This window comes from Pseudooceanicola pacificus, assembly GCF_009789075.1.
GTDB classification, from domain to species: Bacteria; Pseudomonadota; Alphaproteobacteria; order Rhodobacterales; family Rhodobacteraceae; genus Pseudooceanicola; species Pseudooceanicola pacificus.
Genome location: NZ_WNXQ01000003.1, coordinates 237,086 through 261,718 on the forward strand (window position 1 = coordinate 237,086; position 24,633 = coordinate 261,718).

Here is a 24,633-nt window from a genome sequence, read left to right on the forward strand (position 1 = left end):
CCGCGCCCCGCGGACCTCTGCTATCTGAGCGTGCCATGACTGACAGATCCCTGATCCGCAACTTCTCCATCGTCGCCCATATCGACCACGGGAAATCCACCCTGGCCGACCGGCTGATCCAGCTCACCGGCACGGTTGCCGAACGTGACATGAAGGAGCAGTTGCTCGACGCGATGGATATCGAACGCGAGCGGGGGATCACCATCAAGGCGAACACCGTCCGCATCGAATATCCGGCCAAGGACGGCAAGACCTATGTCCTGAACCTGATCGACACCCCCGGCCATGTCGACTTTGCCTATGAGGTGTCGCGCTCGATGCAGGCGGTCGAGGGCTCGCTGCTTGTCGTCGACGCCACGCAGGGGGTCGAGGCGCAGACGCTGGCGAACGTCTACCAGGCCATCGACGCGGACCACGAGATCGTGCCGGTGCTGAACAAGATCGACCTGCCGGCCTCGGAACCCGAACGGGTGAAGGAGCAGATCGAGGATGTGATCGGCATCGACGCCTCCGAGGCGGTGCTGATCTCGGCCAAGACGGGCATCGGCATCCCCGATGTGCTGGAGGCCATCGTCACCCGCCTGCCGGCCCCGCCCGTGGGCGATGCCGACGCGCCGCTCAAGGCGATGCTGGTCGATTCGATCTATGACCCCTATCTGGGCGTCGTGGTCATCGTCCGCGTCATCGACGGGGTCCTGAAAAAGGGCCAGCGGATCAAGATGATGAAGACCGGCGGCGTCTACGAGATCGACCGCGTCGGCGTCTACCGCCCGGCGATGCAGAATGTCGCCAGCCTCGGCCCCGGCGAGATCGGCTTCATCACCGCGCAGATCAAGCAGGTGCGCGACACCCGCGTCGGCGACACGATCACGACCGAGAAGAAGGGCTGCGACAAGGCCCTGCCGGGCTTCAAGCCGTCGATCCCGGTGGTGTTCTGCGGTCTCTTCCCGGTCGACAGCTCGGAATTCGAGGATCTGCGCGACGCGATCGAGAAACTGGCGCTGAACGACGCCTCCTTCTCCTTCGAGATGGAGACCTCGGCCGCGCTCGGCTTCGGCTTCCGCTGCGGTTTCCTGGGGCTGCTGCACCTTGAGGTGATCCGCGACCGGATCGAGCGGGAATACGATATCGAGCTGATCACCACCGCGCCCTCGGTGATCTACCACGTGCATATGCGCGACGGGTCCGAGATCGACCTGCACAACCCCGCGGACATGCCCGACCTGACCCATGTCGACCATATCGAGGAACCGCGGATCAAGGCGACGATCCTGGTGCCCGACGAATTCCTGGGCGATGTGCTCAAGCTCTGCCAGGACCGGCGCGGCATTCAGATGGACCTGACCTATGCCGGCGCCCGCGCGATGGTGGTCTACGACCTGCCGCTGAACGAGGTCGTCTTCGATTTCTACGACCGGCTGAAGTCTGTGACCAAGGGCTATGCCTCGTTCGATTACCAGCTTCTGGGGTATCGCGAGGATTCGCTGGTCAAGATGCAGATCCTGGTGAATGACGAGCCTGTCGACGCCCTGTCGATCATGGTCCACCGCGACCGCGCCGAGATGCGCGGCCGGGCGATGTGCGAGAAGCTGAAAGAGCTGATCCCCCGCCACATGTTCAAGATCCCGATCCAGGCGGCCATCGGCGGCAAGGTCATCGCCCGCGAGACCCTGGCCGCCCTGCGCAAGGACGTGACGGCGAAATGCTACGGCGGCGACGCGACCCGGAAGAAGAAGCTGCTGGAGAAGCAGAAGGCCGGGAAGAAGAAGATGCGCCAGTTCGGCAAGGTGGATATCCCGCAGGAAGCCTTCATCAGCGCCCTCAAGATGGACAGCTGAGGCTGTCCGTCTTGCGCGTTGAGGAAGGTCAGTGCGCGAAAGCGAATTGCCGATAGGCAAATCGCGTGCGGCACCCGGTTGGGGTCACCGTTTGTATTCAATATCGATTTGAAAATCTTTTTGTTTCACAGTCATTTTCATCGGGCCTCCGAGAATATTCAGTAGACCAATTAGGCAAGATGCAATTGCAAAAACGTTACTCGTGGTCAGTCTCGGGCCGTTTTGAGGTGTTGCCCTTTTGACCATTTTCCAGAATAGCACTCCAGCTCACCCTTGTTTTGGAGACGGTACAAGGTCTGTCGAAGTGCGGTTTCTGCTCGTCCATGCACAAACTGGGCGAAATTGCCGTTATAGTGTTAATGTGCGGAATGCTCTTGGTCTGGCTACGCTAAGTCGGTGTTAACGGGCGAAGTTGATCATTAGCGTCAGTGTTATCGATGAACTTTCATCAGAAAAATTCGCAAATAACGCAGATAACATTGATTCGCTTCATTGCCTTACTCTACCCGCCCGGCAACGCCGGGCTGCGCCTGCCTGCCCCCCGGCAGGCGCATTCGCGCCCGCCCAGGCAGGCGCAGCCCTCACCTCTGATGCACAACCGACAGGCTGGGTGGCCTGGAACCCGACGGATGGGGCGCGTCAGATGCCCCTGCCGTTCGACGGGCTTGCGCCGCGCCACTGGCGCGACGGTGCCGTCTCACCCCGGCAGGCGCAGCGCTCGGCACAAGGCGCCCCTTGGCAAAATGCCCGATATCCGACGGCGCGCCATCCGGACCCTCTTGCCAACCCGCACCTCTCCCCGCCATCCTGCCGCGACCCCGTTCAACCGCATGCGAGCCAGACCCGATGCCCACCACCTATTCCCGCACCCAGATCGTCCTGCATTGGGCGGTTGTCCTGCTGATCCTTGTCCAGTTCCTGGCTCATGACGGGATGGAACACGCCTGGGACGCCCTGGAGGACACCGGCACCGCCGCCACGACCCCGGGCGCGCTGCTGCACATCGTGGCGGGGCTGGGGGTGCTGGCGCTGGCGCTCTGGCGGCTGGGGCTGCGGGCCACGCGCGGTGCGCCGCCGCCGCCCGAGGGCGACGGGGCCGCGCAGAGACTCGCCGCGGCGGTCACGCATTGGGTGCTCTACGCGCTGATCCTCCTCATCCCGCTCAGCGGGGCGGCGGCCTGGTTCCTGGGGGCAGAGCCCGCGGGCGAGGCGCATGAGGTGCTGACAAGCCTGATCCTGGTGGTGACCGCGCTGCATGTGGCCGCCGCGCTCTACCACCAGTTCGTCAAGCGGGACGGCTTGCTGGCGCGGATGTGGCGGCCGGGCTGATCAGCCCGAAGCGCCGGCCTGCCGTGCCGTCCGCTCGATCGCGGTGCCCGCGTTCTGCAGGTCCTGGCCTGCGCCGCGCACGGTTTCGCATCCTGCCAGTGCGACGAGCAGTCCGGTGATCGCCAGAACTCGTATCATATTGCTTGCCTCCAAGCTGCCAATGCCCCGGGCAATCCGTTCACTGCCCGTCCGTCAACGCCCGATCCCCGGGCCGGGTTCCTTCGCACGGGCTGAACTGCGGGGCGGGCAGACGGTTTTTTTGATCGCGCGCGGCAATTGACGATACGGCGGGCTTGCGCATGGGGCAGGGCATGCGCAAAGTCCGGGGCATTCAAGATCGTCACCTTCACTCTGTTCGATTTCCGGTATGCGATATTCATTTGCCTTCCTCTGCCTCGCCGCCCTGTCAGGCTGCGCGGTCCAGACGACCCAGACCGACCCCACCGGGGGGCGCAGCTTCTGCGCCGGCAGCTCGGATCCGATCTGCCGCTTCCTGAACACCCCGGTGAACCTCGAAGACCGCAGGGTAGAGCTGCCCCGGCGGCCCTATCCCTTCTATCCCACGCGGCGCGCGCTGCAGTTCATCGACGCGACGGACCGGGCCTGGACCGCCCCGGCGGGCACCCTGACCGATGGCGCCTCGGTGCCGCCGATCTTTACCTCGATTGTCGGCAACCCGACATCGCGCGAGTTCATCAATGCCGCCGTGATGCATGATGCCTTCTGCGGGGTCGGCAACGAGGCGCTGCCCACCTTTCACCTGCGGAGCTGGGAACAGACCCACCGGATGTTCTACGAGGCGCTGCGCGTCGGCGGGACCGAAGAGATCCGCGCCAAGGTGATGTTTGCCGCCGTCTATCTGGGCGGGCCCCGCTGGGTGCCCGGGGATCGTGCTTCGGACAGCGGGGAAGATGCCGCGCTGATGACCCTGTCGACCCAGGGGCAGGGCGGCGGCACCGCCAGCCGGGGGCTGGACAACCGGGCGCTGGTGGTGGCCGGGACGGCGCGGATGCGCAACCTGATGCGCCAGGCCAAGGGCTGGATCGAACGGACGAACCCCACGATTGCCCAGATCGAGCTTTACCTGACCGAGCGCGAGTCCGCGCTGGTCCGGGCGGTCAGCACCGACAACCTGCGCGGCGCCGCGCCCGGCGATCCCGGCTATGGCGAGACCGAGACGCCGCAGGCGGATCCCCCGGCCGCCGAAGCGCCCGCCCCGGCCCCCGCAGAGGCCCCGGCGCCGGCGCCTGCCGAGACGCCCGCGGAGACGCCTGCCGAGACACCGGCGGAGACACCCGCCGAAACCCCGGCGGAGACCCCCGCCGAGACTCCGGCCGAGACGCCAGCCGAAACGCCCCAAGAGACGCCCGGATCGGGCGAAACCCCTGCGGAAACCCCTGCGGAAACACCTGCCGGGGAGGAAACCCAGGCAGCGGCGGAAACAAATGCCCCCGGATCCCCCGAGGGCGCGGTGCCCGGAATAAGCGAGTAGGCCCGGCGGCGCGCGGCGCGCCCGGCCTCAGCGCGCCAGCCAGGCGGCGACGGCGGCGATGAAGTCGCGCGGTTTCTCGGCATGGACCCAGTGGCCCGTGCCGGGGATCTTGGCAAAGACCGCCGCCGGGAACAGCGCCTTGATGCGGGTGCGGTGCTCGGGCAGCACATAGTCGGAGTCTCCGCCCGACAGGAACAGGCACGGCCCCTCGTAGACGCCCGGCAGGTCGGGGAAATCGAGGATCGCGGGCATTTCGGCGGCCAGCACGTCGAGGTTCAGCCGCCAGCGCTTGTCCTTCAGGTCCAGCGACTGGGTCAGGAAACTGCGCACCGTCGGGTCGTCCAGCCGCTCGGCCAGCTGGGCCTCGGCCTCGGACCGGCGGGTGACCTTGTCCAGGTCCACGGCGCGCATCGCCTCAAGATTGTGCATCTGGGTGTGGTCATAGGCGACGGGCGCCACATCGACCACGATCAGCCGGTTCACCAGCTCGGGCCGGGTCAGCGCCAGCACCATCGCCGCCTTGCCGCCCATCGAATGGCCCATCACATCCGCCGGGCCGATGCTGTCCAGCACCTCGGCCAGATCGGCGGCCATGTCCGGATAGCCGTGGCTGTCGAACCAGGGGCTGTCGGCATGGTTGCGCATGTCGACCGCGATCACCTGGCGGTCGGCGGACAGGCGTTTGGCGATGGCGCCCCAGTTCCGGCCCGAGCCGAAGAGGCCATGCGCGATAAGCAACGGGGGCAGGTCGGTGGGCGTGCCGTGCAGGATCATGTTCAACATGCCAAATCGGTACTGCGGCCCCGGCCCGGGTGCAAGCGGGCCTGCGCGCAATGGCGCAGCGCGCGGCCGGGTCGAGGCAATTGAGCGGCGGGCGGAATGGCGCTAACCTGCCTGCCGGACGATCCAGCTGTCGGGGGGCAGATGACAGACAAGGGTGACATGTCGCAGCAACTGATGCGGCTGGAGGGCCTGCTGGCCGCCAAACTGGGTATCAGGGGCACCGGGCTGGACAGGGGCCTGCGCAAGGCGGCGCCCCGCCTGCCGCGCGGGCTGCGGCGCGATGGCCGCGTGGTGGCCGAGGCGGCCCGCCTGTCGCAGCATCCGAAACTGGCGCGCCAGATCGACGCCACGCGATTCGAACGCGCCTATGAACGCCTGTCCTCGCACCTGTCGGGCATCGACGTGGCCGACCGCCGCAAGGGGCTGGCCCTATCGGTTCTGGCCGGGCTGGCCTTCAACCTGCTGCTGCTGGGGGGGCTGATCATGGCCTTTGCCGCCTGGCGCGGCTGGCTCTGAGCGCCGTCTGACGCTGTGCCCCCGGGCCGGAGCGGCCCATACGGGCCCGATGCCCCGGCCGGGGGCGGGCGGCGCAGGCCCGGTTTCGTGAACCGGGCCCGACCTTGACTTACATGCCTTCGTAGAGCGGGAAGCGGGCGCAGAGATCCGACACCTTGGCGCGGACGGCGGCCTCGACCTCGGCATTGCCGTCATCGCCATTGGCGGCCAGCCCGTCCACGACCTCGACAATCCAGTCGGCGATCTGGCGGAACTCGGCCTCGGCAAAGCCGCGCGTGGTGCCCGCAGGGGTGCCCAGACGGATGCCCGAGGTGACAAAGGGCTTTTCCGGGTCGAACGGCACGCCGTTCTTGTTGCAGGTGATATGCGCCCGGCCCAGTGCGGCCTCGGCGGCCTTGCCGGTCACCTTCTTGGGCCGCAGGTCGGCCAGCATCAGGTGGTTGTCGGTGCCGCCGGAAACGACGTCGATCCCGCCCTTCATCAGCTGGTCGGCCATCGCGCGGGCGTTGGCCACGACCTGGCAGGCATAGTCCTGGAATTCCGGCTTCAGCGCCTCGCCGAATGCGACGGCCTTGGCGGCGATGACATGCATCAGCGGGCCGCCCTGCAGGCCGGGGAAGACGGCCGAATTCACCTTCTTGGCGATCTCGGCGTCATTGGTCAGGATCATGCCGCCGCGCGGGCCGCGCAGGGATTTGTGCGTGGTGGTGGTGACCACATGGGCATGGGGCAGGGGCGAGGGATGCGCGCCACCGGCCACCAGGCCCGCGATATGGGCCATGTCGACCATCAGATAGGCGCCGACCTCGTCCGCGATCTCGCGGAAGGCGGCCCAGTCCCAGACCCGGCTGTAGGCGGTGCCGCCCGCCAGGATCAGCTTGGGCTTCTGCTCCAGCGCCTTTTCACGGACCGACTCCATGTCCAGCAGCTGGTCCTGGGCGCGCACGCCGTAGGAGACCACGTTGAACCACTTGCCCGACATGTTGACCGGCGAGCCATGCGTCAGGTGCCCGCCCGAGTTCAGGTCGAGCCCCATGAAGGTGTCGCCCGGCTGCAGCAGGGCCAGGAACACCGCCTGGTTCATCTGCGAGCCCGAATTCGGCTGCACATTGGCGAAACCCGCGCCGAAAAGCTGTTTGGCGCGCTCGATGGCCAGGGTTTCGGCCACGTCGACATACTGGCAGCCGCCATAGTAGCGCTTGCCCGGGTAGCCTTCGGCATATTTGTTGGTCATGACCGAGCCCTGCGCCTGAAGCACGGCACGGCTGACGATGTTCTCGGAGGCGATCAGCTCGATCTCTTCACGCTGGCGGCCAAGCTCGTCCGTGATCGAGCTGAAAATCTCGGGATCGCGGTCTGCCAGGTCCTCGGTAAAGAACGTGCTGTCGCGGAAATGGGTGTTCATCGCGGGCCCTCCCCTGCGGGTGATCGGATGGGGCGGGTTCTAGCGGCATTCGGTCAGCGGCAAAAGGGGCGTTTGCGACATAATGATCATGAAAGCGGTCAGCAGCGCCCCCGGCCCCCGGCGCAGCGGGCGGCCCGCCGGGGGCTGGCACTTGCCCCGCAGCTGTGGTTCTGTCGGCCCCATACCCGATTGTCAGCCGGACAGGACAGCCCAGGATGGAACTCAAGATCGCCTTCGCGGCCAGCCGGGGGCCTTCGGCGCAGGCGGCCCGGAGGGTGCTGAGCCAGCGCTACGGCGACACGCCCGAACGGCAGGCCGACGTGATCGTGGCCCTGGGCGGGGACGGGTTCATGCTGCACACGCTGCACCGCACGCAGGATCTGCCCGCGCCGGTCTATGGCATGAACCGCGGCACCGTCGGCTTCCTGATGAACGAATATTCCGAGGACGGCCTGCCCGAGCGCCTGGCCCTGGCCGAGGAAGAGGTGATCAACCCGCTGTTCATGCGGGCCACGCGGTCCGACGGCAAGGTGCACGAGGCGCTGGCGATCAACGAGGTCTCGCTGCTGCGGGCCGGGCCGCAGGCGGCCAAGCTCAGGATCAGCGTCGACGGCAAGGAACGCCTGCCCGAACTGGTCTGCGACGGGGCGCTGGTGGCCACGCCCGCCGGGTCCACCGCCTATAACTACTCGGCCCACGGGCCGATCCTGCCCATCGGGTCGGACGTTCTGGCCCTGACGGCGATGGCGGCCTTTCGCCCCCGGCGCTGGCGCGGGGCGCTGCTGCCAAAAACCGCCGAGGTCTGTTTCGATGTGCTGGAAGCCTCCAAACGCCCGGTCATGGCCGATGCCGACAGCCGCTCGGTGCGCGACGTGGTGCGGGTGGAAATCCGTTCGGAACCGTCGATTTCGCACCGCATCATGTTCGATCCGGGCCACGGTCTGGAAGAGCGGCTGATCTCGGAACAGTTCGTCTAGAAACACTGCATTGTTTCCGCTGGATTGACACGACGGCCATTGTGTTGATTCATTCAATAATGACCGAGTCAACACCCCTCGCAAAGACCGTGGCGGCGACCCGCGCCTTCACCCGGTTCTACACCGGGTTCGCGGGCACCCTGTCCAACCGGCTCTACAAGAGCCGCTATGCCCTGCCGCAAGTGCGCGTGATCCACGAGATCGCGACCGGCCCGGCGGACACCCCGGCCGCCGACATGGCCCGCGCGCTGAAGATGGACGCCGGGCAACTCAGCCGCATCCTGTCGCGGCTGGAACGGGACGGGCTGGTCCGGCGCGAACCGACCGAGACCAACGCCAAGCGGCTGAAGATCGAACTGACCGAGGAAGGGCAGGCCGCCTTTGCCCAGTTCGATCGCGCCGCGCAGGACGAGATGTGCCGCGAACTGGCCCCGCTGAGCGATCATGACCGCACCCGGCTGGTGCGTGCGATGGCGCTGATCGCGGATCTTCTGGGACGCAAACCCCACCCCGCCGCGACCGTGACGCTGCGCGAGCCGCAGCCCGGCGATCTGGGCTGGGTGGTCGAGCGCGAGGCGGCGCTCTATGCCGGGGAATATGGCTGGAACCACGAGTTCGAGGTGCTGGTGCTGGGCATCCTGGCCGATTTCGCCGCCACCCGCGACCCGGCACGCGAACGGGGCTGGATCGCCGAGCTGGAGGGCGAGCGGATCGGCGCCGTCTTCGTGGTGCGCAAGGACGACGAAACGGCAAAACTCCGCCTGCTGCATGTCGAGCGCGCGGCCCGCGGGCACGGTGTCGGACGCCAGCTGGTCGACGCCTGCATCGACTGGTCCCGGCAGGCGGGATATTCCCGTATCGAGTTGTGGACAAACGATAATCTGGTCTCGGCCCGGCGCATCTACATCCACGCGGGGTTCACCAAGGTCTCCGAAGAGCCGCACGTCAGCTTTGGTCACAATCTGGTCGGTCAGGTCTGGGCGCGCGATCTTTAGGACGGAACTCTCCGGCGTTTGCCGGCGTTACCTTTTCGAAGCCGGGCACAAACGCCCGGATGCAGATCGAAAGGAGATCAGCGATGAACTGGGATCGTATCGAAGGCAACTGGAAGCAGATGAAAGGCGAGGCCCTGAAGCAATGGGGCAAGCTGACCAACGATGACGTCGACGTCGCCGCAGGCGGCCGCGAAAAGCTGGTCGGCCGCATCCAGGAGCGCTATGGCATCGCGCGTGAAGAAGCGGAACGCCAGGTCGACGAATTCACCTCGCGTATGTAAGTCAACGCGTTTCGGGCGTTGAACGGGCGGCGGATCTTTCCGCCGCCTTTTTTGTGCCCGCCGCTTTGACCCCGCTCCGCTTTGACGCCGCCCCCTTGTCCCGTCCGGCGCGGCCCGCGTCACGCGGCTATCGCCACAGATGCGCGCGGCTGGCCAGCAGACCCTGCGCCTTGCTCAGCAGGCGGTTCAGCGCGCCGGGATGGGCCACCTCGCCGCGCGACAGGCGCGAGACCACGGTTTCCACCGGGCAGGGCAGGCCGCTCACCGGATCGCGGTAACGCGGGTAGTCGATCAGCGTGGCATGCACCAGCCCGGCCAGCGTCACCCGGGTCCTGCGGCGGGGCGGCACCTCGCCCAGGTCCCGCGTCAGGCCCCATCCGGCATAGAAGGGCGCGCCGGTCACCGTCACCTTGCAGCCCCGCAGCAGCGCCTCGAACCCCATGAGAGAGGTCATCGTCCAGACCTCTTCGACATGGCTCAGCAGGGCCGCGCCATCCGCGCGCGGCAGCACCATGTCGGCCAGCGCGGCCAGTTCGTCCCCCGGCACCGCGCCGGTGCGCAGGCCGGATTCCACGTCGGGATGCGGCTTGTAAAGGATCACCGCGTCGGGATTGGCCTCGCGCGCCGCGCGCAGCAGGTCCAGGTTGGTGCGGATCGCCCCCGCGCCCAGCCGGATCGAGGCGTCGTCCTCGACCTGACCGGGAACCAGGATGCGCCGCCCCGGCGGCAGGTCGAGCACTGCCCCGCCCAGGTTGTACTTCGTCAGCCCGTCACCCAGCAGGCGCCGCATCAGCCGGTCGGCCCGCAGCTGCTGGTCGGGGCGCAGCCTGTCGCGGGCCGCGATGAGCCGCTCCAGCCGGCTTTCGCGGGACGGATCGTAATAGATGCCAAGGTCGTCCAGCACCAGCGACAGCGGCGGCACCAGTTCGGCGCCCAGCCCGCGCGAGCGCAGGAACCCGTCCTCGACCCGCACCAGCTCGGCCTCCTCCGGCGCCTTGCCGGCCCAGCACATCACCCGGCGGCCATCGTCGCGCGGCGGGCCCTCGCGAAAGATCATGCGCCGCTCGCTGCCAAAGAATTTCTGCAGGACGGGCCGTTTCCACAGGCGCATGCCCTGGGCCGTCCAGCCGTGCCGGTCCTCGCGCCAGGCGCGGGCGCGGGCGGCCAGCAGCTCGGCGGCCTCTTCGAATTCGCACAGCCGGTCCCGCGTTGGATCGTACCAGGTGGGGTACAGGATCATCGCGGCGGCAAACATCTGCACCGGGGTCAGGCTGCGGCCGCGGCGGGGCAGGGGCAGGGGGCTGCGGTCGTCGGTCAGGCCCCAGCCGGCATAGAACGGCTGGCCGAAGATGCGCGGACGGTGCCCGGCGAGGATCGCCTCGAACCCCAGTTGCGAGGTCACCGCATAGACGGCCACCGCCCCCTCCATCAGCGCCCAGGGCGACACCGCGTCATCGCAGAGCGTGATCCGGCCCTGGGCGTCGTCGGGGCCGAAATAGCCCGGGCGCAGGCTCTGGCGCGTTTCGGGATGGGTCTTGATGAGGATGCGCGCGCCGGGGTGATCCTCCTGCGCCCAGTACAGCATCTCACGAAAGGTATTCGCATCGGCCCCGCCCCATTTGACCGAGGCATCGCCGCGCGTCTGGTCGATCACCAGCACATAGCCGGGATCGGGCAGCGGGGTTTCGGGGTCGAAATCGGAATATTTGCTCAGATGCGCCTCTTTCAGGCGGGCGATGCCGCCCCGGGCGCGGTTCAGCAGCGCCGAGTCATCCAGCGGGTGCCGCGCCAGCAGGGTCTCTAGGTCCGAGGGCTGGCTGGCGTCGAAATGCACGCCGGTGCGGTCGATGGCCAGCCCGATCGGCGGCTCGCCCTTGCGGCCGGGATGCAGGGACCGCAGGAATGCGTCCTCGATCCGGATCAGCCCGGCGCCGGTGGCCCGCGCGACCGCCTCGCCCCGGCTGGCATAGGGCGAGCGGCCCCAGACCGCGATCTCGTCGCCCTTGCCCGGGCGGCCGATCACCAGGTCATAGCCCGCCAGCTTGAGGATGCGCCGGATGCGCCGCTGCCGCAGAAACCCCGCCGTCACATAGTAAAGCCGCCGGGGAGAGTACCCCCCGGCGGCCCATTTGTCGTCCGGCAGTGCGTCGTCCGGACGTGTCACATCAGTTGCCGGCCAGCTGGTTCACGGCATTCACGGTGCCAAGCGAACCGGTCAGGGCGGAAATCGTCTTGCTCCACTGGGTGAACGGCGCTTCGGTCACGTAGAGCGTATCGCCGTCGCGGATGACGAAATCGCGGGCCATGAACATGCCGTTCGGCTCGGTCAGGTTCAGCACGTAGACCAGGCGCTGATCGCCCACCAGATCGGTGCGGCCCAGCACGGAATTGGCGATCTCGGCCGGTTCGTTGCGGAAGACGAAGACGCCGGTCGGATCGGCCGAATTCGACTGCAGGCCGCCAACGGTGGCAATCGCCTCAAGCCCGCTGATCGTCTGGGATTCGAACTTCACGCGGGACTGGGCCCCGGTGGCGCCAAGCGCGGTGAAGGAGCGGGTGTCCTCTTCGATCAGGATCCGGTCGCCGCCGCGCAGGGCGATGTCCATCTTGGGGTTCTCGTAGAGGTCCTGGAACCAGATCTTGGACCGGTGGCCGCCGCGGATCACGGTGATCTGGGCGATTTCCGGTTCGATGGTGATGCCGCCGGCGCGGGCGATCATGGCCGAGAGCGTGCGCGTCGGGCGCTCGATGGCATAGACACCCTGGCCGCTGACCGACCCGATCAGCGAAACGGTCGACCCGTCACCCGCCAGACGGCGCACCTGGACCTGCGGGTCCGGGGTCTGCTCTTCCAGCTTGTTCGAGATGATCCGGCGGATGGCCTCGGGCGAATTGCCCGCCGCCTTGATGCGGCCGGCATAGGGCACGAAGATGTAGCCCGACCCGTCGACCTGAACCTCGTCCAGCACGGTGGCATTGGTGCCCTCGGCGACCAGCAGGCCGTCATCGACGTTTTCCCAGATCGTCAGGCCCAGCGTGTCGCCCGGCGAGATCGTGTCGGAGCCAAGCTGCCCGGCATTGATGAAGCTGCTGGAAAAGCCGAGAGCGGGCACCACGGCGGTGGCCCGCGTCACACGGTCGTTCACGGACACGATGAATGCATCGCCTTCGCGCTGCACCGATCCGGCAAAGATTTCACGCTTGTTGGGGCCCACGCGCGGCAATCCGCAAGAGGAAACCACGGCCACGATTGCCAATAGGGCGACGGATCTCGCCCACCCGGTTGCCTTGATTTTCACTGCTCGGTCTCCTCGACCTGTTATTGTTCTGCCTCGGAACTTTTCTGAAAACGTAGCGGAAACATGCTTTATTGGCCAGTCCCGCCGTCTGTCCGGGTCAGTTCACAAGCCGCAACTGTTGCCTTGGTGCCGCGGTTCCCGATTTCAAGGCGTCATAGGGATCCTCGGGGGCGAGCATCATGTCCACCACCAGCCGCAGCAGCTGACGCCGCGCGCGGGCCGAATAGAACCCCCCCGCGATCTGGCTGGTTTCCAGCAGGAAGCGCCGGTAATCCTGATAGGCCTTGCGGTCGGGCCGCGCCGCGCCCGAGAAGAATTCGGGCAGCGGCTGAGAGGAGACGAATTCCGGTTTGGCATAGACCGCATTGCCGAACACCTTGAGCGGAATGCCCCGGAACAGCACCTGCTGGGCGGCGGTGGAATTGACCGTCACCGCGCTGCGGGCATCGGAAAGCAGCTGTGCCAGCTTGCCGCCGCGCACGTAATGCACCCGGCCCGTCACATTGTATTCGCGTGCGAGGCGCCGAATTTCGCGGCGCAGCGGGACGCGGCCGTCCTCCAGCGGATGGGCCTTGAACACCAGGTGGTGATGCTGCGGCGCGCCCTCGACAAAGCCGCGGATCACCAGTTCCAGGAATTCCGGCATGGTGTCGAAGGGCGAATGCATCTGGAACGAGCTGTCGTGTTCCAGCTGCAGCAGCGCCAGATGATAGGGAAAGCCGCCATAACGAATGCGCCAGGTCGACAGGTAGCGGTCGATGGCGGTCAGGGGCATCAGCAGCAGGCGCTTGATGTAGAGCTGGAATTCCTTGGTCACCGTCAGCGCCCGGTGCGGGCGGAAGTTGCGGTACTTGCCGTTCCTGAGCAGCACGAACCAGTGATAGAGCGCGCCGTAGAAGATATGGTGCCGCATGTCGCCCCAGCGGGCCGGGGGCAGGGGCGTGTCCATGTCCGAATGTTCCAGCGCCGCGCGCATCTCGTCCACCGACATGGTCATCAGGCGCGAATTGCCGTTCGATCCGCCGCGTTCGTATGTCACCCAGTAGGGGCGCATATAGCCTTCCTCGAAGACATGCACGGTGATGCCGCGCCCCTTGGCGATGGCCACGGCGATGGCATGGATGAACCGGGTGTCGCCATAGAGGACAAGGTCGGTGACCTTCTTGTCGCGCAGGATGGCGGAAAACGCCTCGGGCCAGTCCTCGGACCGGCCACGATAGGGAATGTAGCTGTCGCGGTCGAACCAGAAGGCCTGGTCGCCCGCATTGAAGCCGACGCGCCAGATATCCGCCCCAGCCAGCCGCAGCATGCGGCCCAGGCGGTGGAAGAACGGGCCATGCGGTCCCTGGAGGAACAGAAAGACCCGTTTTTTTCCTGCAACTGCTGACATGACAATACTTTATTCCATTGGGCTTGGCTCTGGAATAGCCTCGCGCGGGGGCAAAAATGTGTCCATTTCCGGGTCATTGTCGACGTCTGCCCCCTGCGTCCGGGCCTTGTCATGCCCTGGGGCAGCGGCTAGGTCGAAAGCTGAAGGAGACCTGCCCATGTTCACCGGAATCATCACCGATGTCGGCACCATCCGCGAGACCGAGCAGCGCGGCGACCTGCGCGCCCGGATCGGCACGGCCTATGACACCGACGGTATCGACCTTGGCGCCTCGATCTGCTGCGACGGTGTCTGCCTGACGGTGATCGAGACCGGCCCCGACTGGTTCGATGTCGAGATCTCGGCCGAGACGCTGAGCAAGACCAACCTCGACAGCTGGGCGCAGGGCCGGCGGGTGAACCTGGAACGCGCGCTCAGGGTCGGGGACGAACTGGGCGGGCATATCGTGTCGGGCCATGTCGACGGCATGGCCGAGCTGATCTCGCTCAGCGACGAGGGCGACAGCACCCGCGCCCTGTTCCGCGCGCCCGAGGATCTGGCGCGGTTCATCGCGCCCAAGGGCTCCATCGCGCTGAACGGCACCTCGCTGACGGTGAACGAGGTGCAGGGCGCGGTCTTTGGCGTGAACATGATCCCGCATACCAAGTCGGTGACGACCTGGGGCGGGGTCAAGGTCGGCGACATGATCAACCTCGAGGTCGACACCATGGCGCGCTACGTCGCCCGCCTGCAGGATTACCAGGGCTGAGCCATGAGCGCCGACCGGGGTGACGCGCCGCCTCTGCCGGGGCCGGGCCACAACCTCGGGCCCTCGATGGACGATGGCCGCGCCTGGCGCGTGCACGCCTGGAGCAAGGCCAGAGCCGCCCGCCCCGAGGCCCGCCTGCCGGTGGAGATCGTGCGCATGCGCAAACGCCGGGCGGCCGAGCTGGGGCTGGATTACCGCACCTATGCCTCGGTCCGCAGCTATTCGGGGCGCGATATCTCGGGCCTGCTGTTCTCGTCCAACGCGCTTGGCCTCTTTGCCACGCACCAGCGCCTGCCCGATGCGGTGGCCGACCGGCTGCGCGCCCTGCACCAGTGCCGCCGCATCGCCCTGCTGCATCCGCCGCTCGACCCCGTCGCCCTGGCGGACCGGCTGGAGTCGCTGGACCGTCTCTACCGCGCGCCGCGCCTGCTGGGCAGCTGGCCCGCCATGCGCGACGCCATGGCCCGGGTGCAGGACGGGCTGCCCGCCGCCGCGCTGGTGCTGATCGGCGCCGCGCCGCTGGAACGGGACTGGGCCGGGGCGGGGCGGTTGGGCGGCTACCTGGACGCGGCGCGCTATTTCGGCGCGCATCCCGGCCTGCTCTCCGGCGCGTAACACATTCAATTTTCGTTTTGCGTTCGCCTGTCGCGGCCCCTAGTCTTGGTCCGACCACGGAGGAGCCAATGCCCAGACCGACCCTCGCCCCGACGCGCCGCGACATCCTGCGCCTTGCTGCCGCCGCGCCCGCCTTTGCCCTGCCGGCGCTGACCCGCCCGGCGCGGGCCGAACTGGGCCCGCCCGCCGCGGCCAATCCCGCGCATTTCCGCTTCACGCTGGGGGAGGCGCGGGTGACAATCGTCTCAGACGGCTATTTCACCGTGCCCGCCGCGGGCCTGGGCGTGAATGCCGACCCGGCCGAGGTGCAGGCCTTTCTCACCCGGCATTTCCTGCCGGCGGATCAGAGCTACAACCACACCAACCACGTGCTGATAGACACCGGCGAGGCGGTGATCCTGGTCGACGTCGGCTCTGGCGCGCGCTTCTTCGACACCGCCGGGCGGCTGCTCGCCAACCTTGAAACCGCCGGATATGCGGCCGGTGACATCACCCATGTGGTGATCACCCATGCCCATCCAGATCACCTCTGGGGCATTCGCGACGATTTCGACGAACCCCTGTTCCCCGAGGCGCGCTATACCATCGGCGGCCGGGAAAAGGACTATTGGGAGCAGCCCGGCCTGGTCGACAGGGTCCCGCCCGAGGCGCAGCAGTTCGTGGCCGGGGCCGTCAACTCGATGGCGATCGAGGGGGTGGACTGGCAGCTTGCGGCCGAGGGGCACCAGCTTGCCCCGGGCGTGACGCTGATCGACACGCCGGGCCATACGCCGGGCCATATGAGCCTGCGGATCGAAAGCGGCGGGCAGGTGCTCTATGCCCTGGGCGATGCGATGACCCATGCCTGGCTGAACTTCGCCCGGCCCGACTGGTACAACGGCGTCGATACCGACGGGCCGCAGACGGTCGCCACCCGCCGCCGCCTGCTGGAAACCGCCGCGGCCGAACGCGCGGCGGTGGTGGGCTACCACTTCCCGTTCCCCGGCGTCGGTCATGTGATGGCCGAGGGCGCGGCCTACCGCTTCGTCCCCGCGCTCTGGCAGTTCGACTGACAGGGCGCGGCGGGACCAGCCCGCTGTCAGCGCACCGGCCAGTCGCAGCCCCGCCCCGGCGCGCGCCCCGATGCCCGCAGCCGCGCACAGCGGCTGTGCCCCGTTTCGCCCCCACATACGTCACGACCTGCCCGCCGGCTCTGGCAAAACGTCCGGCCATGGTCTATCTGCCAGACAAAGGACAAGGGACCCCGCCATGCCGGACACCGCAACCTACGAAACCCCCGGACCCGTCGAACAGGACTGGAGCGACGCGATCTCCTCGGTCGAGGAGATCATCAACGACGCGCGCAACGGCCGGATGTTCATCCTCGTCGACCACGAGGACCGCGAGAACGAGGGCGATCTTGTCATCCCCGCCCAGATGGCGACCCCCGATGCGATCAACTTCATGGCCATGCACGGCCGCGGCCTGATCTGCCTGTCGATGACCGGCACGCGGGTCGACCAGCTGGGCCTGCCGCTGATGGCCTCGCAGAATTCCAGCCGCCACGAGACCGCATTCACCGTCTCGATCGAGGCGCGCGACGGCGTGTCGACCGGCATTTCCGCCCATGACCGCGCGCGCACCGTCTCGGTTGCCATCGACGCGTCCAAGGGCGCGGCGGATATCGCGACCCCGGGCCATGTCTTTCCGCTGCGCGCCCGCGACGGCGGCGTGCTGGTGCGCGCCGGCCATACCGAGGCGGCGGTGGATATCGCGCGCCTCGCGGGGCTGAACCCCTCGGGCGTGATCTGCGAGATCATGAACGAGGACGGCACCATGTCGCGGCTGCCGGAACTGGTGGCCTTTGCCCAGAAACACGGGTTGAAGATCGGCACGATCTCCGACCTGATCTCCTATCGCCGGCGGCACGACAACCTGGTGCGCGTGCGCGCCGAAGAGGTCGTGCAGTCCGAGTTCGGCGGCGAGTGGACCATGCGGGTCTATGCCGACGAGACCCAGGGCGCCGAGCATATCGTGCTGATCAAGGGCGACGTGGCCGGGGACGATCCGGTGCTGGTGCGGATGCACGCGCTCGACCCGCTCAAGGATATCGCGGGCCTCGGGCCCGAGGGGCGCGCCCATGAGTTCGCCGATGCGATGCATGCCATCGCGGCCGAAGGGCGCGGCGTGCTGGTCCTGCTGCGCGACACGCAGATGCGGCTGGCGACCGGGGCCGAGGTCTCGCCCCAGGTGCTCAAGCAATATGGGCTGGGGGCGCAGATCCTGTCGTCGCTGGGCCTGCACAAGCTGGAACTGCTGACCAATTCGCCCCGCCCCTCGGTTGTGGGGCTCGATGCCTACGGGCTGGAAATTGTCGGCACCCGCCGGATCGAAAGGGCAGACTGATGGCCGGGAACGAGCTGCATTACACCATGCCGCGCGGGGGGTTCGACACGCCCGCCAAGGCGCTGATCGTCGTCGCGCCCTATTACCGCGATATCGCGGATGAGCTGATCGCCGGTGCCCGGGCCGAGATCGAGGCCTGGGGCGCAAGCCACGACCTGGTCGAGGTGCCCGGCGCGCTGGAGGTGCCGACCGCCATCGCCATGGCCGGGCGCATGTCGAATTTCGACGCCTATGTCGCGCTTGGCTGCGTCATCCGGGGCGAGACCACGCATTACGAGACCGTCTGCAACGATTCGAGCCGGGGCATCACCCTGCTGGGGCTGCAGGGCTTCTGTATCGGCAACGGCATCCTCACCGTCGAGAACCGCGACCAGGCCCTGGCCCGGGCCCGGGTGGCCGAGCAGAACAAGGGCGGCGGTGCCGCCGCTGCGGCCTTGCATCTTCTCGCGCTCTCGCGCAAATGGGGCGCGCCGCGCAAGGGGGTGGGATTCCGCTCGCCCGCCTCTCTGGGAGAGGATACCGTGATCGCGGCGGCTGATATGGATCCCTGGACCTGATGACCTCTGCCCCCGCGCCCCTTTCCGGCAACCAGAAACGCAAGATGCGCAGCGCCGCGCGTCTTTATGCCGTGCAGGCGCTGTTCCAGATGGAGGCCGCCGGCCAGACTGTCGAGCGCGTGTGCAACGAGTTCGAGGATCACCGTTTCGGTGCCGTATACGATGGCGACGAGATGGCCGAGGGCGACGTGACCCTGTTCCGCAAGATCATGCGGGACGCGGTGAACTGGCAGGCCAAGATCGACCAGATGACCGACCGGGCGCTGGTGGCGAAATGGCCGATCGCCCGGATCGACCCGACCCTGCGCGCGCTGTTCCGCGCCGCCGGGGCCGAGATGGTCGAGGGTGACGCCCCGCCCAAGGTGGTGATCGTCGAATATGTCGATGTGGCCAAGGCCTTCTACCCTGAGGGCAAGGAATCGAAATTCGTCAACGCCGTGCTTGACCACATGGCCCGCGAGGCACGCCCCGAGGCGTTCTGAGCGGTCGCGACGCCGGGCCGTCGCGCCGAAGTTGCCAGCCCCGGGCCAGTGGCTGTGAGGACAAGACCCGCCACCGCTGCCGCCCACGCCCGGAGGTCCCGCACCTGGCGGAGCGGCGACAGCCGCTCCCGCCCACGCCCGGAGGCCCTGCACCTGGCGGGTCGGTGACAGCCACTGCTGCCCACGCCTGGACGCCCTGCACCTGGCGGGTCGGCGAAAGCCACTGCCGCCCGCGCCTGGACGCCCTGCACCTGGCGGATCGGGGACAGCCACTCCCTCCCGCGCCTGGACGCCCTGCACCCGGCGGCTCGGCGACAGCTACTGCCGCCCACGCCCGGAGGTCCCGCGCCTAGCGGATCGGGGACAGCAGCGCCTCTGCCGTGACCAGATCCCGCACGCCGTGGGAATGGGTTTCGTTGAACACGTTGCCCTCAGCCGCCCAGGCGTGCAGCGACGCGATGTCGAGCTTGGCGCAGTTGGGCCGCACGCTCCACGTCACCTGCATGGGAGAGCAGCTGCTGGCGTTGTAGCTGGTGCCCGTGGTCGAGCCGAGGAATTCCACCGGCGTGCCGGTGCCCGAGGGCAGGGTCCTGGGCTGATGCCGCCCCGAGGCTGCCGCCCCCGCATAGTCGAAATCCCGGAAATCCAGCGCCTGCGGATTGTTCACGACCAGGAAGACCTGCGATTCGACCCGCAATTCGGGATTGGCGCAGGTTTCCGACAGGCAGGCGCCCAGCCCTTCGCCCGGGGCGACGGGGCAGGAGGAATAGACCCAATGCACCTCGATCGTGTCGCCGGGGACCACCCCGTGATAGGCATCGTGCCCGCCGTGGGGCATCTCGGCCTCGGCCTCCGTCAGGTCCAGCGTCTCGTTGCAGCGATAGCCGCTGGTGTCGCCGGGCCAGTGGCTGATGGCAAAACCCGGTCCCGCATGTTCGGCATTGGTGTGGGTGTGGATGTTGCACAGGTTCATCTGCGTCGCCGGCGGGGCCTTGGCGAAGGTCACGGGGTTGGACCCCGACACATTCCGGATGTCGCGCGGGGCCTGCGGCCCGAACCCGGTGCAGAGCTCGCCCGAAGGTGCGTGGGTTGCGGCCGAGGTGGTCGCACCGGCCGGAACGGCCAGCGAGAGCACCGCCAGAGCGGCGGCGGCAAGGGGCAGATGCATGACAGAGGGTCCTTTCCAGCAGGCTGTGATCAGCCCCTGTCTGGCAGGAAATCCTTGCCCCCCGGTAAACCGGAGCGGGAAATGTGGCGGGCCCGCACGCGACCGTTTGGTTGACGCATTCCCGAGGACCTGTTCATACAGGTGGGCGCCAGGTAACCGGACCAGGGCCCGGACAGAGCCAGCTCCCTCGGATTTGCTTAAGGCCACCGGAATGTAACCGTTCACGGGAAGGGCAGCACCCGCCACTCTCCGACTTAGGCCCGCGCCGGGCATCGGGCAAGGGGGATGCGCCCGCGGGCTGCAAATTTCCGCGACCGGGTGGCCCGGCAGCCGCTCAGGGCGCGAATGTCAGCCGGTAGCGTTCCAGTTCCTCGGGCAGCAGCAGGTAGATCTCGTCGGGCGGGGTGACGAGGGCATGGGACATGACCATCGGGTCGACGCCCATCTCGTCCAGGTAGCGCATCACCTCGCCCTGGCCGCGCTGGATGCTGGAGACGGCGGTGAAGGCGGGCAGCAGGGTGTTTTCGCCAAAGTAATGCTGGTGCACGCCGACGCGGGCGCCCTCGGCCACATCGCGCGTCACGCCGCCGGCCAGGATGTAGGGGCAGGCCGAAAGGCAGATGTCGCTGGCGCGCATCGCGGTGTCCATGCCCGCCGCGCGGATGCCACGGCCCAGGGCCAGCGCATCGGCGACCGACCCGCCCGAGGAGTTCAGCACAACGCGGTCGGGCCGGTCCTCCAGCCCCGCGATGCGCCCGGCGATGCGTTCCGCGTCGCCCGGGGCGATCGTGCCGGTCAGCACGATGGCATCGCCCGTCACCTCCAGCGTCAGCCGGTCGGGCATCGGGCCCGAGGGCGCGACATCCGGCCCGCCGGGGCGCGTGGCGGGCAGCGCGCCGGGATCGTAGCGGCGGGTCTGGTCGCCGGGCCGGGCCGGCGTGTCGAACCGCGGGACAGAGGTGCCGGGACGGGGCAGCGAGAAATCCCGCCCGATGTCGCCCAGGAACAGCAGCAGAGCCAGCCCCAGCTGGAAGATCAGGATGCCGGTCAGCGCCCGTTTCACCGGATGGCCACGGCGCGGCCTGGCGGAAGGGGCCGGGGCGGGCGCGCTGGCCCGGGCGGTGGCGGTGCGGCGGAACACGGCGGGCCTCACGGCTTGCGGATGGGCATTTCGTGCAGGGTCGGGCGGCTTTCGCCCTCTTCCTGCGGCCTCTCCTCGGGCTCGGGCGGCTGCGGGGCGGGGGGATCGGGCCTGAGGTCGACCTCGCGCGCGGCGGCCAGGGCGGCGCGCAGTTCGGCCACGGTCATCCGGTCCTCGATCGGCACGCCGTCGCGCCCGGCGCGGATCGCGCTCTGGGTGACGGCGAGGATCAGGACCAGCACGGCGGGCAGCAGGTCGATGGCGATGGCCCCGGCCCAGGAGGGCACGAAGTTCCGCGCATAGAGGATCACGGCATCGGCAGCGGAAATCGGCGTGTAGGTGGTGTCGGCGGGGGGCGGCATGGCGATGACCTCTTCGGCCGCCTGGCGCAGCGTCTCGGCCCGCTGGGCCAGCACCTTGAGGACGGAGTCGATGGTCGCCCCCTGCGCCAGGCGCCCCTCGCTGGTCGATCCGTCCAGTTCCGGCAGCACGACCGAGGCCGACAGATCCTGCGCCGCGCGTTGCACCAGCGTGGCGACCGAAAGCTGCCGCAGCCGGGTGATCAGCCCCGCAAGCTCGACCGCCTGTTCCGAGAATTCGACCGAACGCGCCTCGACCGGCCCCGGCTCGACCGTCAGGGCGCGCATGCGCGACAGCAGCGCGTTGCCCTGGGCAAAGGCCTCGGCGATCAGCGGTTCCTGCGCGCCGATTTGGGCCTCCAGCGCCGACAGTTCGGCCGATTTCTGACGCAGCACGCGGAATACGGCGCCACGGCCCGCAAGGCCCGAGAGGGTGCCGGCGGCCTCCTGTTCCGAAAGATCCTCGAACCCCTGCCGGGTGCGGGCGATGTCGCGCTCCAGCCCCTGGGCCGACAGGGCGATCTCATGCGCGCGCTCCAGCGAGGCCTGGTAGTCCTGCACCGTCTCGGCCAGGTGCTGCTCGACCGCTGCCGCGCCGGCCAGGGCCGCCGCGTTCAGCCACGAGGACATGGCGACGATGGCGAGCGAGCCCAGCCCCATGGCCCCCAGCAGCCCGGTGCGCGAGCGCGCGGTGCGCATCGCGGGCAGGAGGCGGAGCATGTAGCTCCAGAACACGAAGATGCCGACCGAGACGGCCACCGAATAGGCGATGGCGGCAAAGGCGGTCATCGCCCCGTCGCCGTCCAGCAGGGACGAGACGCCGAGATAGGTGTAAATCCCCGAGGCCACCGCCAGCACGCCAAGCGCGGCACCGGTGAAGCTGTCGAGAACACTCAGATGCCCTTCGAGTTCGCGGGCTTCCTCGGCCCCGCGGCTGTCGCGTCGCGTCTGCGTCATGGCCGTCCCGTTCCTCCGGTTGTCGTCATCAAGATAGGTGCCTTCGTCACCGGAGTCATGCCCGCGACCTCGCTCTTGCATTTGTTCACGAAATGTTCATGACTTTGCCCATGCCCGATCTTCTGACACCGCCCCCGCCCGCGCCCCAGCCCGGCCAGCTTCTGGCCCGGGGCGTCTGCCGCTTTCTGACCGACAGCCTGGATTTCGCCTGTCTGGAGGAATTCGTGCCCGAACGGGGCAAGCGGGTCGACGTGATGGCCCTGGGGCCGAAGGGCGAGATCTGGGTGATCGAATGCAAGTCCAGCCGGGCCGATTACCTGTCCGATGCCAAATGGGACGGTTACCTGCAATGGTGCGACCGGTTCTTCTGGGCCGTCGACCTGGATTTCCCGACCGAACTGCTGCCGCTGGAAACCGGGCTGATCGTCGCCGATGCCTATGGCGGCGAACTGCTGCGCGACGCGCCCGAGGACGCTTTGCCCGCCGCCCGGCGCAAGGCGATCACGCGCAAATTCGCGCGCGACGCGGCGCGGCGGCTGCAGGGATGGCGTGACCCGAGGGTCTAGGCGGGATCAGCGGCGTTTCTTGCGCGACCCGGCCTTTCGGGCGGCTTCGGCGGCGGCGCGGATTTCCTCGGCGATCTCGATCGCCTCGTCGGGTTCGAAATCCATCGGGATCTCGATGGATCCGGCCTCGATGAACAGGCGCACCATGCCCAGGTCGGTCGGCCCGATCTGCAGGTTCGCCTCGATGTCGCGTTCGGTGTCGATGCCCATGCTCGTTCCCGCCTGATACCCGCGGCCGCGTGCCGGGGTGGCAGGGGGCTACTCCGAAGCCGCTTGATTTGCAAGTCCGGGCGTCACAGGCTCGCCCCCATGAGTGACCCGATCCTGCGCCCCTGGACCCCGGCCGACCGGCAATGGCTGACCGGATTGCACGCCCGCCTCTACCGCGAGGAGGCGGGATTTGACGACAGTTTCGCCACCGCCGTCGACGCGGTGCAGGAGGGCTATGCCGGCCGCGCCTCGCCCCGCGAGATGGCACTGGTGGTCGAGGAGGCCGGCCAGGGCAGGGGCAGCATCTTCTGCACCCGGCTGGACGCCCAGACCGGCCAGGTGCGTCTGTTCCTGCTGGCGCCGCATCTGCGCGGCACCGGGCTGGCCGGGCGGATGCTGGAATCAGTCACCGATTTTGCCCGCCAGACCGGCTGCAGCCGCATGAAACTGTGGACTCACGAGAGCCACGAAGCCGCCTGCAGGCTCTATCGGCGGTGTGGCTGGATACCGGAAGACAGCAGATCGGTCAGGAATTACGGGCAGGATCTGGTGGAATTGACCTGGATCCGGAGTCTTTGATCCCGGACCGGAAACACCATCACCAATATCGCCGTTTGCCTGCCTTGTTTCCGCCACATTTCAAAGCGTAATCCTAGATGTGTGTAAAGAGTGCAGGCCAAGCGTCCAACGAAAAAGGCCTGTTTGTAATGAGTGAGAAATGCCATGTCTTTCCTGCGTCAAAAGACCGGCGACAGAACCCGTGCGTTCATTCGCAACGAAGAGGGTTCGGTAACGCTTGAATTCCTTCTCTGGTTTCCTCTTGTCGTCTTCCTGTTCCTGGCGATCCTGGACTTTGCCTATGCGTTCACCCTGAACGCAAGCATGTGGCAACAGACCCGCGTCGCCGCCCGGGCCATGTCGATGCATGAGTTGTCGAAGGTCGAAGCCGAGCAGTTCATCCGGGACGGGTTGAGCTGGTCTGGCAAGAACTTCGACGTCAATATCAGCGAGACCAAGCGGACCGTGTCGGTCAGCATCAAGACACCGTATGAAAAGGCTGGCATCACCAACACCGCGCTTCGCATGATGAGCGGTGACTGGGAATCGCGTGTCACAATGCTGCGCGAACCGGTGTGATAC

At 67.7% G+C, this 24,633-nt stretch carries 26 protein-coding genes; 16 read left to right on the top strand and 10 right to left on the bottom strand.

Annotation, left to right across the window (positions count from 1 at the left end):
• Positions 1–35 precede the first annotated feature (35 nt).
• Complete coding sequence (gene lepA / locus GLS40_RS06805; RefSeq protein WP_160381997.1) at positions 36–1,838, top strand: translation elongation factor 4; 1,803 nt, start codon at positions 36–38, stop codon at positions 1,836–1,838.
• An 846-nt stretch (positions 1,839–2,684) separates the two neighbouring features.
• Positions 2,685–3,167 carry a cytochrome b gene (locus tag GLS40_RS06810; RefSeq protein ID WP_160381998.1) on the top strand — a complete coding sequence of 161 codons (483 nt, stop codon included), beginning with the start codon at positions 2,685–2,687 and terminating at the stop codon, positions 3,165–3,167.
• On the opposite strand, the gene GLS40_RS06815 is transcribed toward GLS40_RS06810, so the two are convergent.
• The gene (locus GLS40_RS06815; RefSeq protein ID WP_160381999.1) at positions 3,168–3,305 is read right to left on the bottom strand and encodes an entericidin A/B family lipoprotein; all 138 of its coding nucleotides are present in this window, start codon (positions 3,303–3,305) and stop codon (positions 3,168–3,170) included.
• A gap of 229 nt (positions 3,306–3,534) precedes the next feature.
• Between GLS40_RS06815 and GLS40_RS06820 the strand changes: the two genes are divergently transcribed.
• A complete protein-coding gene (locus GLS40_RS06820; protein WP_160382000.1) occupies positions 3,535–4,659 on the top strand; it encodes a DUF1353 domain-containing protein in 1,125 nt (374 codons plus the stop codon).
• Positions 4,660–4,686: 27 nt separating this feature from the next.
• Here GLS40_RS06820 and GLS40_RS06825 read toward each other — a convergent pair whose 3' ends face one another.
• Positions 4,687–5,442, bottom strand: coding sequence for an alpha/beta fold hydrolase (locus GLS40_RS06825; protein ID WP_160382001.1), 756 nt, complete (start codon positions 5,440–5,442; stop codon positions 4,687–4,689).
• Between the two features lie 141 nt (positions 5,443–5,583).
• On the opposite strand from GLS40_RS06825, the gene GLS40_RS06830 reads away from it, so the two are divergent.
• Positions 5,584–5,958 (top strand): hypothetical protein, encoded by a 375-nt coding sequence (locus GLS40_RS06830; RefSeq protein WP_160382002.1) that lies wholly within the window; start codon positions 5,584–5,586, stop codon positions 5,956–5,958.
• Positions 5,959–6,067: 109 nt separating this feature from the next.
• Here GLS40_RS06830 and glyA read toward each other — a convergent pair whose 3' ends face one another.
• Positions 6,068–7,363 carry a serine hydroxymethyltransferase gene (glyA, locus tag GLS40_RS06835; protein ID WP_160382003.1) on the bottom strand — a complete coding sequence of 432 codons (1,296 nt, stop codon included), beginning with the start codon at positions 7,361–7,363 and terminating at the stop codon, positions 6,068–6,070.
• A gap of 215 nt (positions 7,364–7,578) precedes the next feature.
• Between glyA and GLS40_RS06840 the strand changes: the two genes are divergently transcribed.
• The 3 genes from GLS40_RS06840 (at position 7,579) to GLS40_RS06850 (ending at position 9,616) form a co-directional block, all read left to right on the top strand.
• Positions 7,579–8,340 carry an NAD kinase gene (locus tag GLS40_RS06840; protein WP_160382004.1) on the top strand — a complete coding sequence of 254 codons (762 nt, stop codon included), beginning with the start codon at positions 7,579–7,581 and terminating at the stop codon, positions 8,338–8,340.
• Between the two features lie 59 nt (positions 8,341–8,399).
• On the top strand, positions 8,400–9,335 hold the full coding sequence (locus GLS40_RS06845) for a bifunctional helix-turn-helix transcriptional regulator/GNAT family N-acetyltransferase (RefSeq protein WP_160382005.1): 936 nt from the start codon (positions 8,400–8,402) through the stop codon (positions 9,333–9,335).
• Between the two features lie 83 nt (positions 9,336–9,418).
• A complete protein-coding gene (locus tag GLS40_RS06850; protein WP_160382006.1) occupies positions 9,419–9,616 on the top strand; it encodes a CsbD family protein in 198 nt (65 codons plus the stop codon).
• Positions 9,617–9,743: 127 nt separating this feature from the next.
• Here GLS40_RS06850 and GLS40_RS06855 read toward each other — a convergent pair whose 3' ends face one another.
• The 3 genes from GLS40_RS06855 to GLS40_RS06865 form a co-directional block, all read right to left on the bottom strand.
• Positions 9,744–11,780 (bottom strand): capsular polysaccharide biosynthesis protein, encoded by a 2,037-nt coding sequence (locus tag GLS40_RS06855; RefSeq protein WP_328598882.1) that lies wholly within the window; start codon positions 11,778–11,780, stop codon positions 9,744–9,746.
• Between the two features lies 1 nt (position 11,781).
• On the bottom strand, positions 11,782–12,915 hold the full coding sequence (locus GLS40_RS06860) for a polysaccharide biosynthesis/export family protein (protein ID WP_328598883.1): 1,134 nt from the start codon (positions 12,913–12,915) through the stop codon (positions 11,782–11,784).
• 97 nt (positions 12,916–13,012) lie between these two features.
• Entirely contained in the window at positions 13,013–14,305 is a 1,293-nt protein-coding gene (locus GLS40_RS06865) for a capsule biosynthesis protein (RefSeq protein WP_160382007.1), read from the bottom strand.
• A gap of 157 nt (positions 14,306–14,462) precedes the next feature.
• On the opposite strand from GLS40_RS06865, the gene GLS40_RS06870 reads away from it, so the two are divergent.
• From GLS40_RS06870 to nusB, 6 genes are all read left to right on the top strand, one after another.
• Positions 14,463–15,053 carry a riboflavin synthase gene (locus GLS40_RS06870; protein WP_160382008.1) on the top strand — a complete coding sequence of 197 codons (591 nt, stop codon included), beginning with the start codon at positions 14,463–14,465 and terminating at the stop codon, positions 15,051–15,053.
• Between the two features lie 3 nt (positions 15,054–15,056).
• A complete protein-coding gene (locus tag GLS40_RS06875; RefSeq protein WP_235905806.1) occupies positions 15,057–15,668 on the top strand; it encodes a hypothetical protein in 612 nt (203 codons plus the stop codon).
• A 68-nt stretch (positions 15,669–15,736) separates the two neighbouring features.
• Entirely contained in the window at positions 15,737–16,720 is a 984-nt protein-coding gene (locus GLS40_RS06880) for an MBL fold metallo-hydrolase (protein ID WP_160382009.1), read from the top strand.
• Positions 16,721–16,916: 196 nt separating this feature from the next.
• Positions 16,917–18,053 carry a 3,4-dihydroxy-2-butanone-4-phosphate synthase gene (gene ribB / locus GLS40_RS06885; RefSeq protein WP_160382010.1) on the top strand — a complete coding sequence of 379 codons (1,137 nt, stop codon included), beginning with the start codon at positions 16,917–16,919 and terminating at the stop codon, positions 18,051–18,053.
• Positions 18,053–18,610 carry a 6,7-dimethyl-8-ribityllumazine synthase gene (locus GLS40_RS06890; RefSeq protein ID WP_160382011.1) on the top strand — a complete coding sequence of 186 codons (558 nt, stop codon included), beginning with the start codon at positions 18,053–18,055 and terminating at the stop codon, positions 18,608–18,610. Before ribB ends, GLS40_RS06890 begins: the two co-directional genes overlap by 1 nt.
• Complete coding sequence (nusB, locus tag GLS40_RS06895) at positions 18,610–19,092, top strand: transcription antitermination factor NusB (protein ID WP_160382012.1); 483 nt, start codon at positions 18,610–18,612, stop codon at positions 19,090–19,092. Before GLS40_RS06890 ends, nusB begins: the two co-directional genes overlap by 1 nt.
• A gap of 349 nt (positions 19,093–19,441) precedes the next feature.
• Here the strand turns inward: nusB and GLS40_RS06900 are convergent, their stop codons facing one another.
• The 3 genes from GLS40_RS06900 to GLS40_RS06910 form a co-directional block, all read right to left on the bottom strand.
• On the bottom strand, positions 19,442–20,260 hold the full coding sequence (locus GLS40_RS06900) for a delta-class carbonic anhydrase (RefSeq protein WP_160382013.1): 819 nt from the start codon (positions 20,258–20,260) through the stop codon (positions 19,442–19,444).
• 334 nt (positions 20,261–20,594) lie between these two features.
• Positions 20,595–21,401 (bottom strand): COG3904 family protein, encoded by an 807-nt coding sequence (locus tag GLS40_RS06905; protein WP_408003724.1) that lies wholly within the window; start codon positions 21,399–21,401, stop codon positions 20,595–20,597.
• A gap of 8 nt (positions 21,402–21,409) precedes the next feature.
• Complete coding sequence (locus tag GLS40_RS06910; RefSeq protein ID WP_235905807.1) at positions 21,410–22,717, bottom strand: AAA family ATPase; 1,308 nt, start codon at positions 22,715–22,717, stop codon at positions 21,410–21,412.
• A 110-nt stretch (positions 22,718–22,827) separates the two neighbouring features.
• Between GLS40_RS06910 and GLS40_RS06915 the strand changes: the two genes are divergently transcribed.
• Positions 22,828–23,283, top strand: coding sequence for an MmcB family DNA repair protein (locus GLS40_RS06915; protein WP_160382014.1), 456 nt, complete (start codon positions 22,828–22,830; stop codon positions 23,281–23,283).
• A gap of 6 nt (positions 23,284–23,289) precedes the next feature.
• Here GLS40_RS06915 and GLS40_RS06920 read toward each other — a convergent pair whose 3' ends face one another.
• The gene (locus GLS40_RS06920) at positions 23,290–23,493 is read right to left on the bottom strand and encodes a DUF6324 family protein (protein WP_160382015.1); all 204 of its coding nucleotides are present in this window, start codon (positions 23,491–23,493) and stop codon (positions 23,290–23,292) included.
• Positions 23,494–23,592: 99 nt separating this feature from the next.
• Here GLS40_RS06920 and GLS40_RS06925 point away from each other — a divergent pair, with 99 nt between their 5' ends.
• Both GLS40_RS06925 and GLS40_RS06930 read left to right on the top strand, forming a co-directional pair.
• Positions 23,593–24,072 (top strand): GNAT family N-acetyltransferase, encoded by a 480-nt coding sequence (locus GLS40_RS06925; RefSeq protein ID WP_160382016.1) that lies wholly within the window; start codon positions 23,593–23,595, stop codon positions 24,070–24,072.
• A 144-nt stretch (positions 24,073–24,216) separates the two neighbouring features.
• Positions 24,217–24,630, top strand: a complete 414-nt coding sequence (locus GLS40_RS06930) for a TadE/TadG family type IV pilus assembly protein (RefSeq protein ID WP_160382017.1) — start codon at positions 24,217–24,219, stop codon at positions 24,628–24,630.
• Positions 24,631–24,633: the final 3 nt, after the last annotated feature.

Coding starts and splice junctions, on each gene's coding strand:
- lepA (WP_160381997.1), top strand. CDS start 36: ATGACTGACAGATCCCTGATCCGCAACTTCTCCATCGTCGCCCATATC.
- GLS40_RS06810 (WP_160381998.1), top strand. CDS start 2,685: ATGCCCACCACCTATTCCCGCACCCAGATCGTCCTGCATTGGGCGGTT.
- GLS40_RS06815 (WP_160381999.1), bottom strand. CDS start 3,305: ATGATACGAGTTCTGGCGATCACCGGACTGCTCGTCGCACTGGCAGGA.
- GLS40_RS06820 (WP_160382000.1), top strand. CDS start 3,535: ATGCGATATTCATTTGCCTTCCTCTGCCTCGCCGCCCTGTCAGGCTGC.
- GLS40_RS06825 (WP_160382001.1), bottom strand. CDS start 5,442: ATGTTGAACATGATCCTGCACGGCACGCCCACCGACCTGCCCCCGTTG.
- GLS40_RS06830 (WP_160382002.1), top strand. CDS start 5,584: ATGACAGACAAGGGTGACATGTCGCAGCAACTGATGCGGCTGGAGGGC.
- glyA (WP_160382003.1), bottom strand. CDS start 7,363: ATGAACACCCATTTCCGCGACAGCACGTTCTTTACCGAGGACCTGGCA.
- GLS40_RS06840 (WP_160382004.1), top strand. CDS start 7,579: ATGGAACTCAAGATCGCCTTCGCGGCCAGCCGGGGGCCTTCGGCGCAG.
- GLS40_RS06845 (WP_160382005.1), top strand. CDS start 8,400: ATGACCGAGTCAACACCCCTCGCAAAGACCGTGGCGGCGACCCGCGCC.
- GLS40_RS06850 (WP_160382006.1), top strand. CDS start 9,419: ATGAACTGGGATCGTATCGAAGGCAACTGGAAGCAGATGAAAGGCGAG.
- GLS40_RS06865 (WP_160382007.1), bottom strand. CDS start 14,305: ATGTCAGCAGTTGCAGGAAAAAAACGGGTCTTTCTGTTCCTCCAGGGA.
- GLS40_RS06870 (WP_160382008.1), top strand. CDS start 14,463: ATGTTCACCGGAATCATCACCGATGTCGGCACCATCCGCGAGACCGAG.
- GLS40_RS06875 (WP_235905806.1), top strand. CDS start 15,057: ATGAGCGCCGACCGGGGTGACGCGCCGCCTCTGCCGGGGCCGGGCCAC.
- GLS40_RS06880 (WP_160382009.1), top strand. CDS start 15,737: ATGCCCAGACCGACCCTCGCCCCGACGCGCCGCGACATCCTGCGCCTT.
- ribB (WP_160382010.1), top strand. CDS start 16,917: ATGCCGGACACCGCAACCTACGAAACCCCCGGACCCGTCGAACAGGAC.
- GLS40_RS06890 (WP_160382011.1), top strand. CDS start 18,053: ATGGCCGGGAACGAGCTGCATTACACCATGCCGCGCGGGGGGTTCGAC.
- nusB (WP_160382012.1), top strand. CDS start 18,610: ATGACCTCTGCCCCCGCGCCCCTTTCCGGCAACCAGAAACGCAAGATG.
- GLS40_RS06900 (WP_160382013.1), bottom strand. CDS start 20,260: ATGCATCTGCCCCTTGCCGCCGCCGCTCTGGCGGTGCTCTCGCTGGCC.
- GLS40_RS06910 (WP_235905807.1), bottom strand. CDS start 22,717: ATGACGCAGACGCGACGCGACAGCCGCGGGGCCGAGGAAGCCCGCGAA.
- GLS40_RS06915 (WP_160382014.1), top strand. CDS start 22,828: ATGCCCGATCTTCTGACACCGCCCCCGCCCGCGCCCCAGCCCGGCCAG.
- GLS40_RS06920 (WP_160382015.1), bottom strand. CDS start 23,493: ATGGGCATCGACACCGAACGCGACATCGAGGCGAACCTGCAGATCGGG.
- GLS40_RS06925 (WP_160382016.1), top strand. CDS start 23,593: ATGAGTGACCCGATCCTGCGCCCCTGGACCCCGGCCGACCGGCAATGG.
- GLS40_RS06930 (WP_160382017.1), top strand. CDS start 24,217: ATGTCTTTCCTGCGTCAAAAGACCGGCGACAGAACCCGTGCGTTCATT.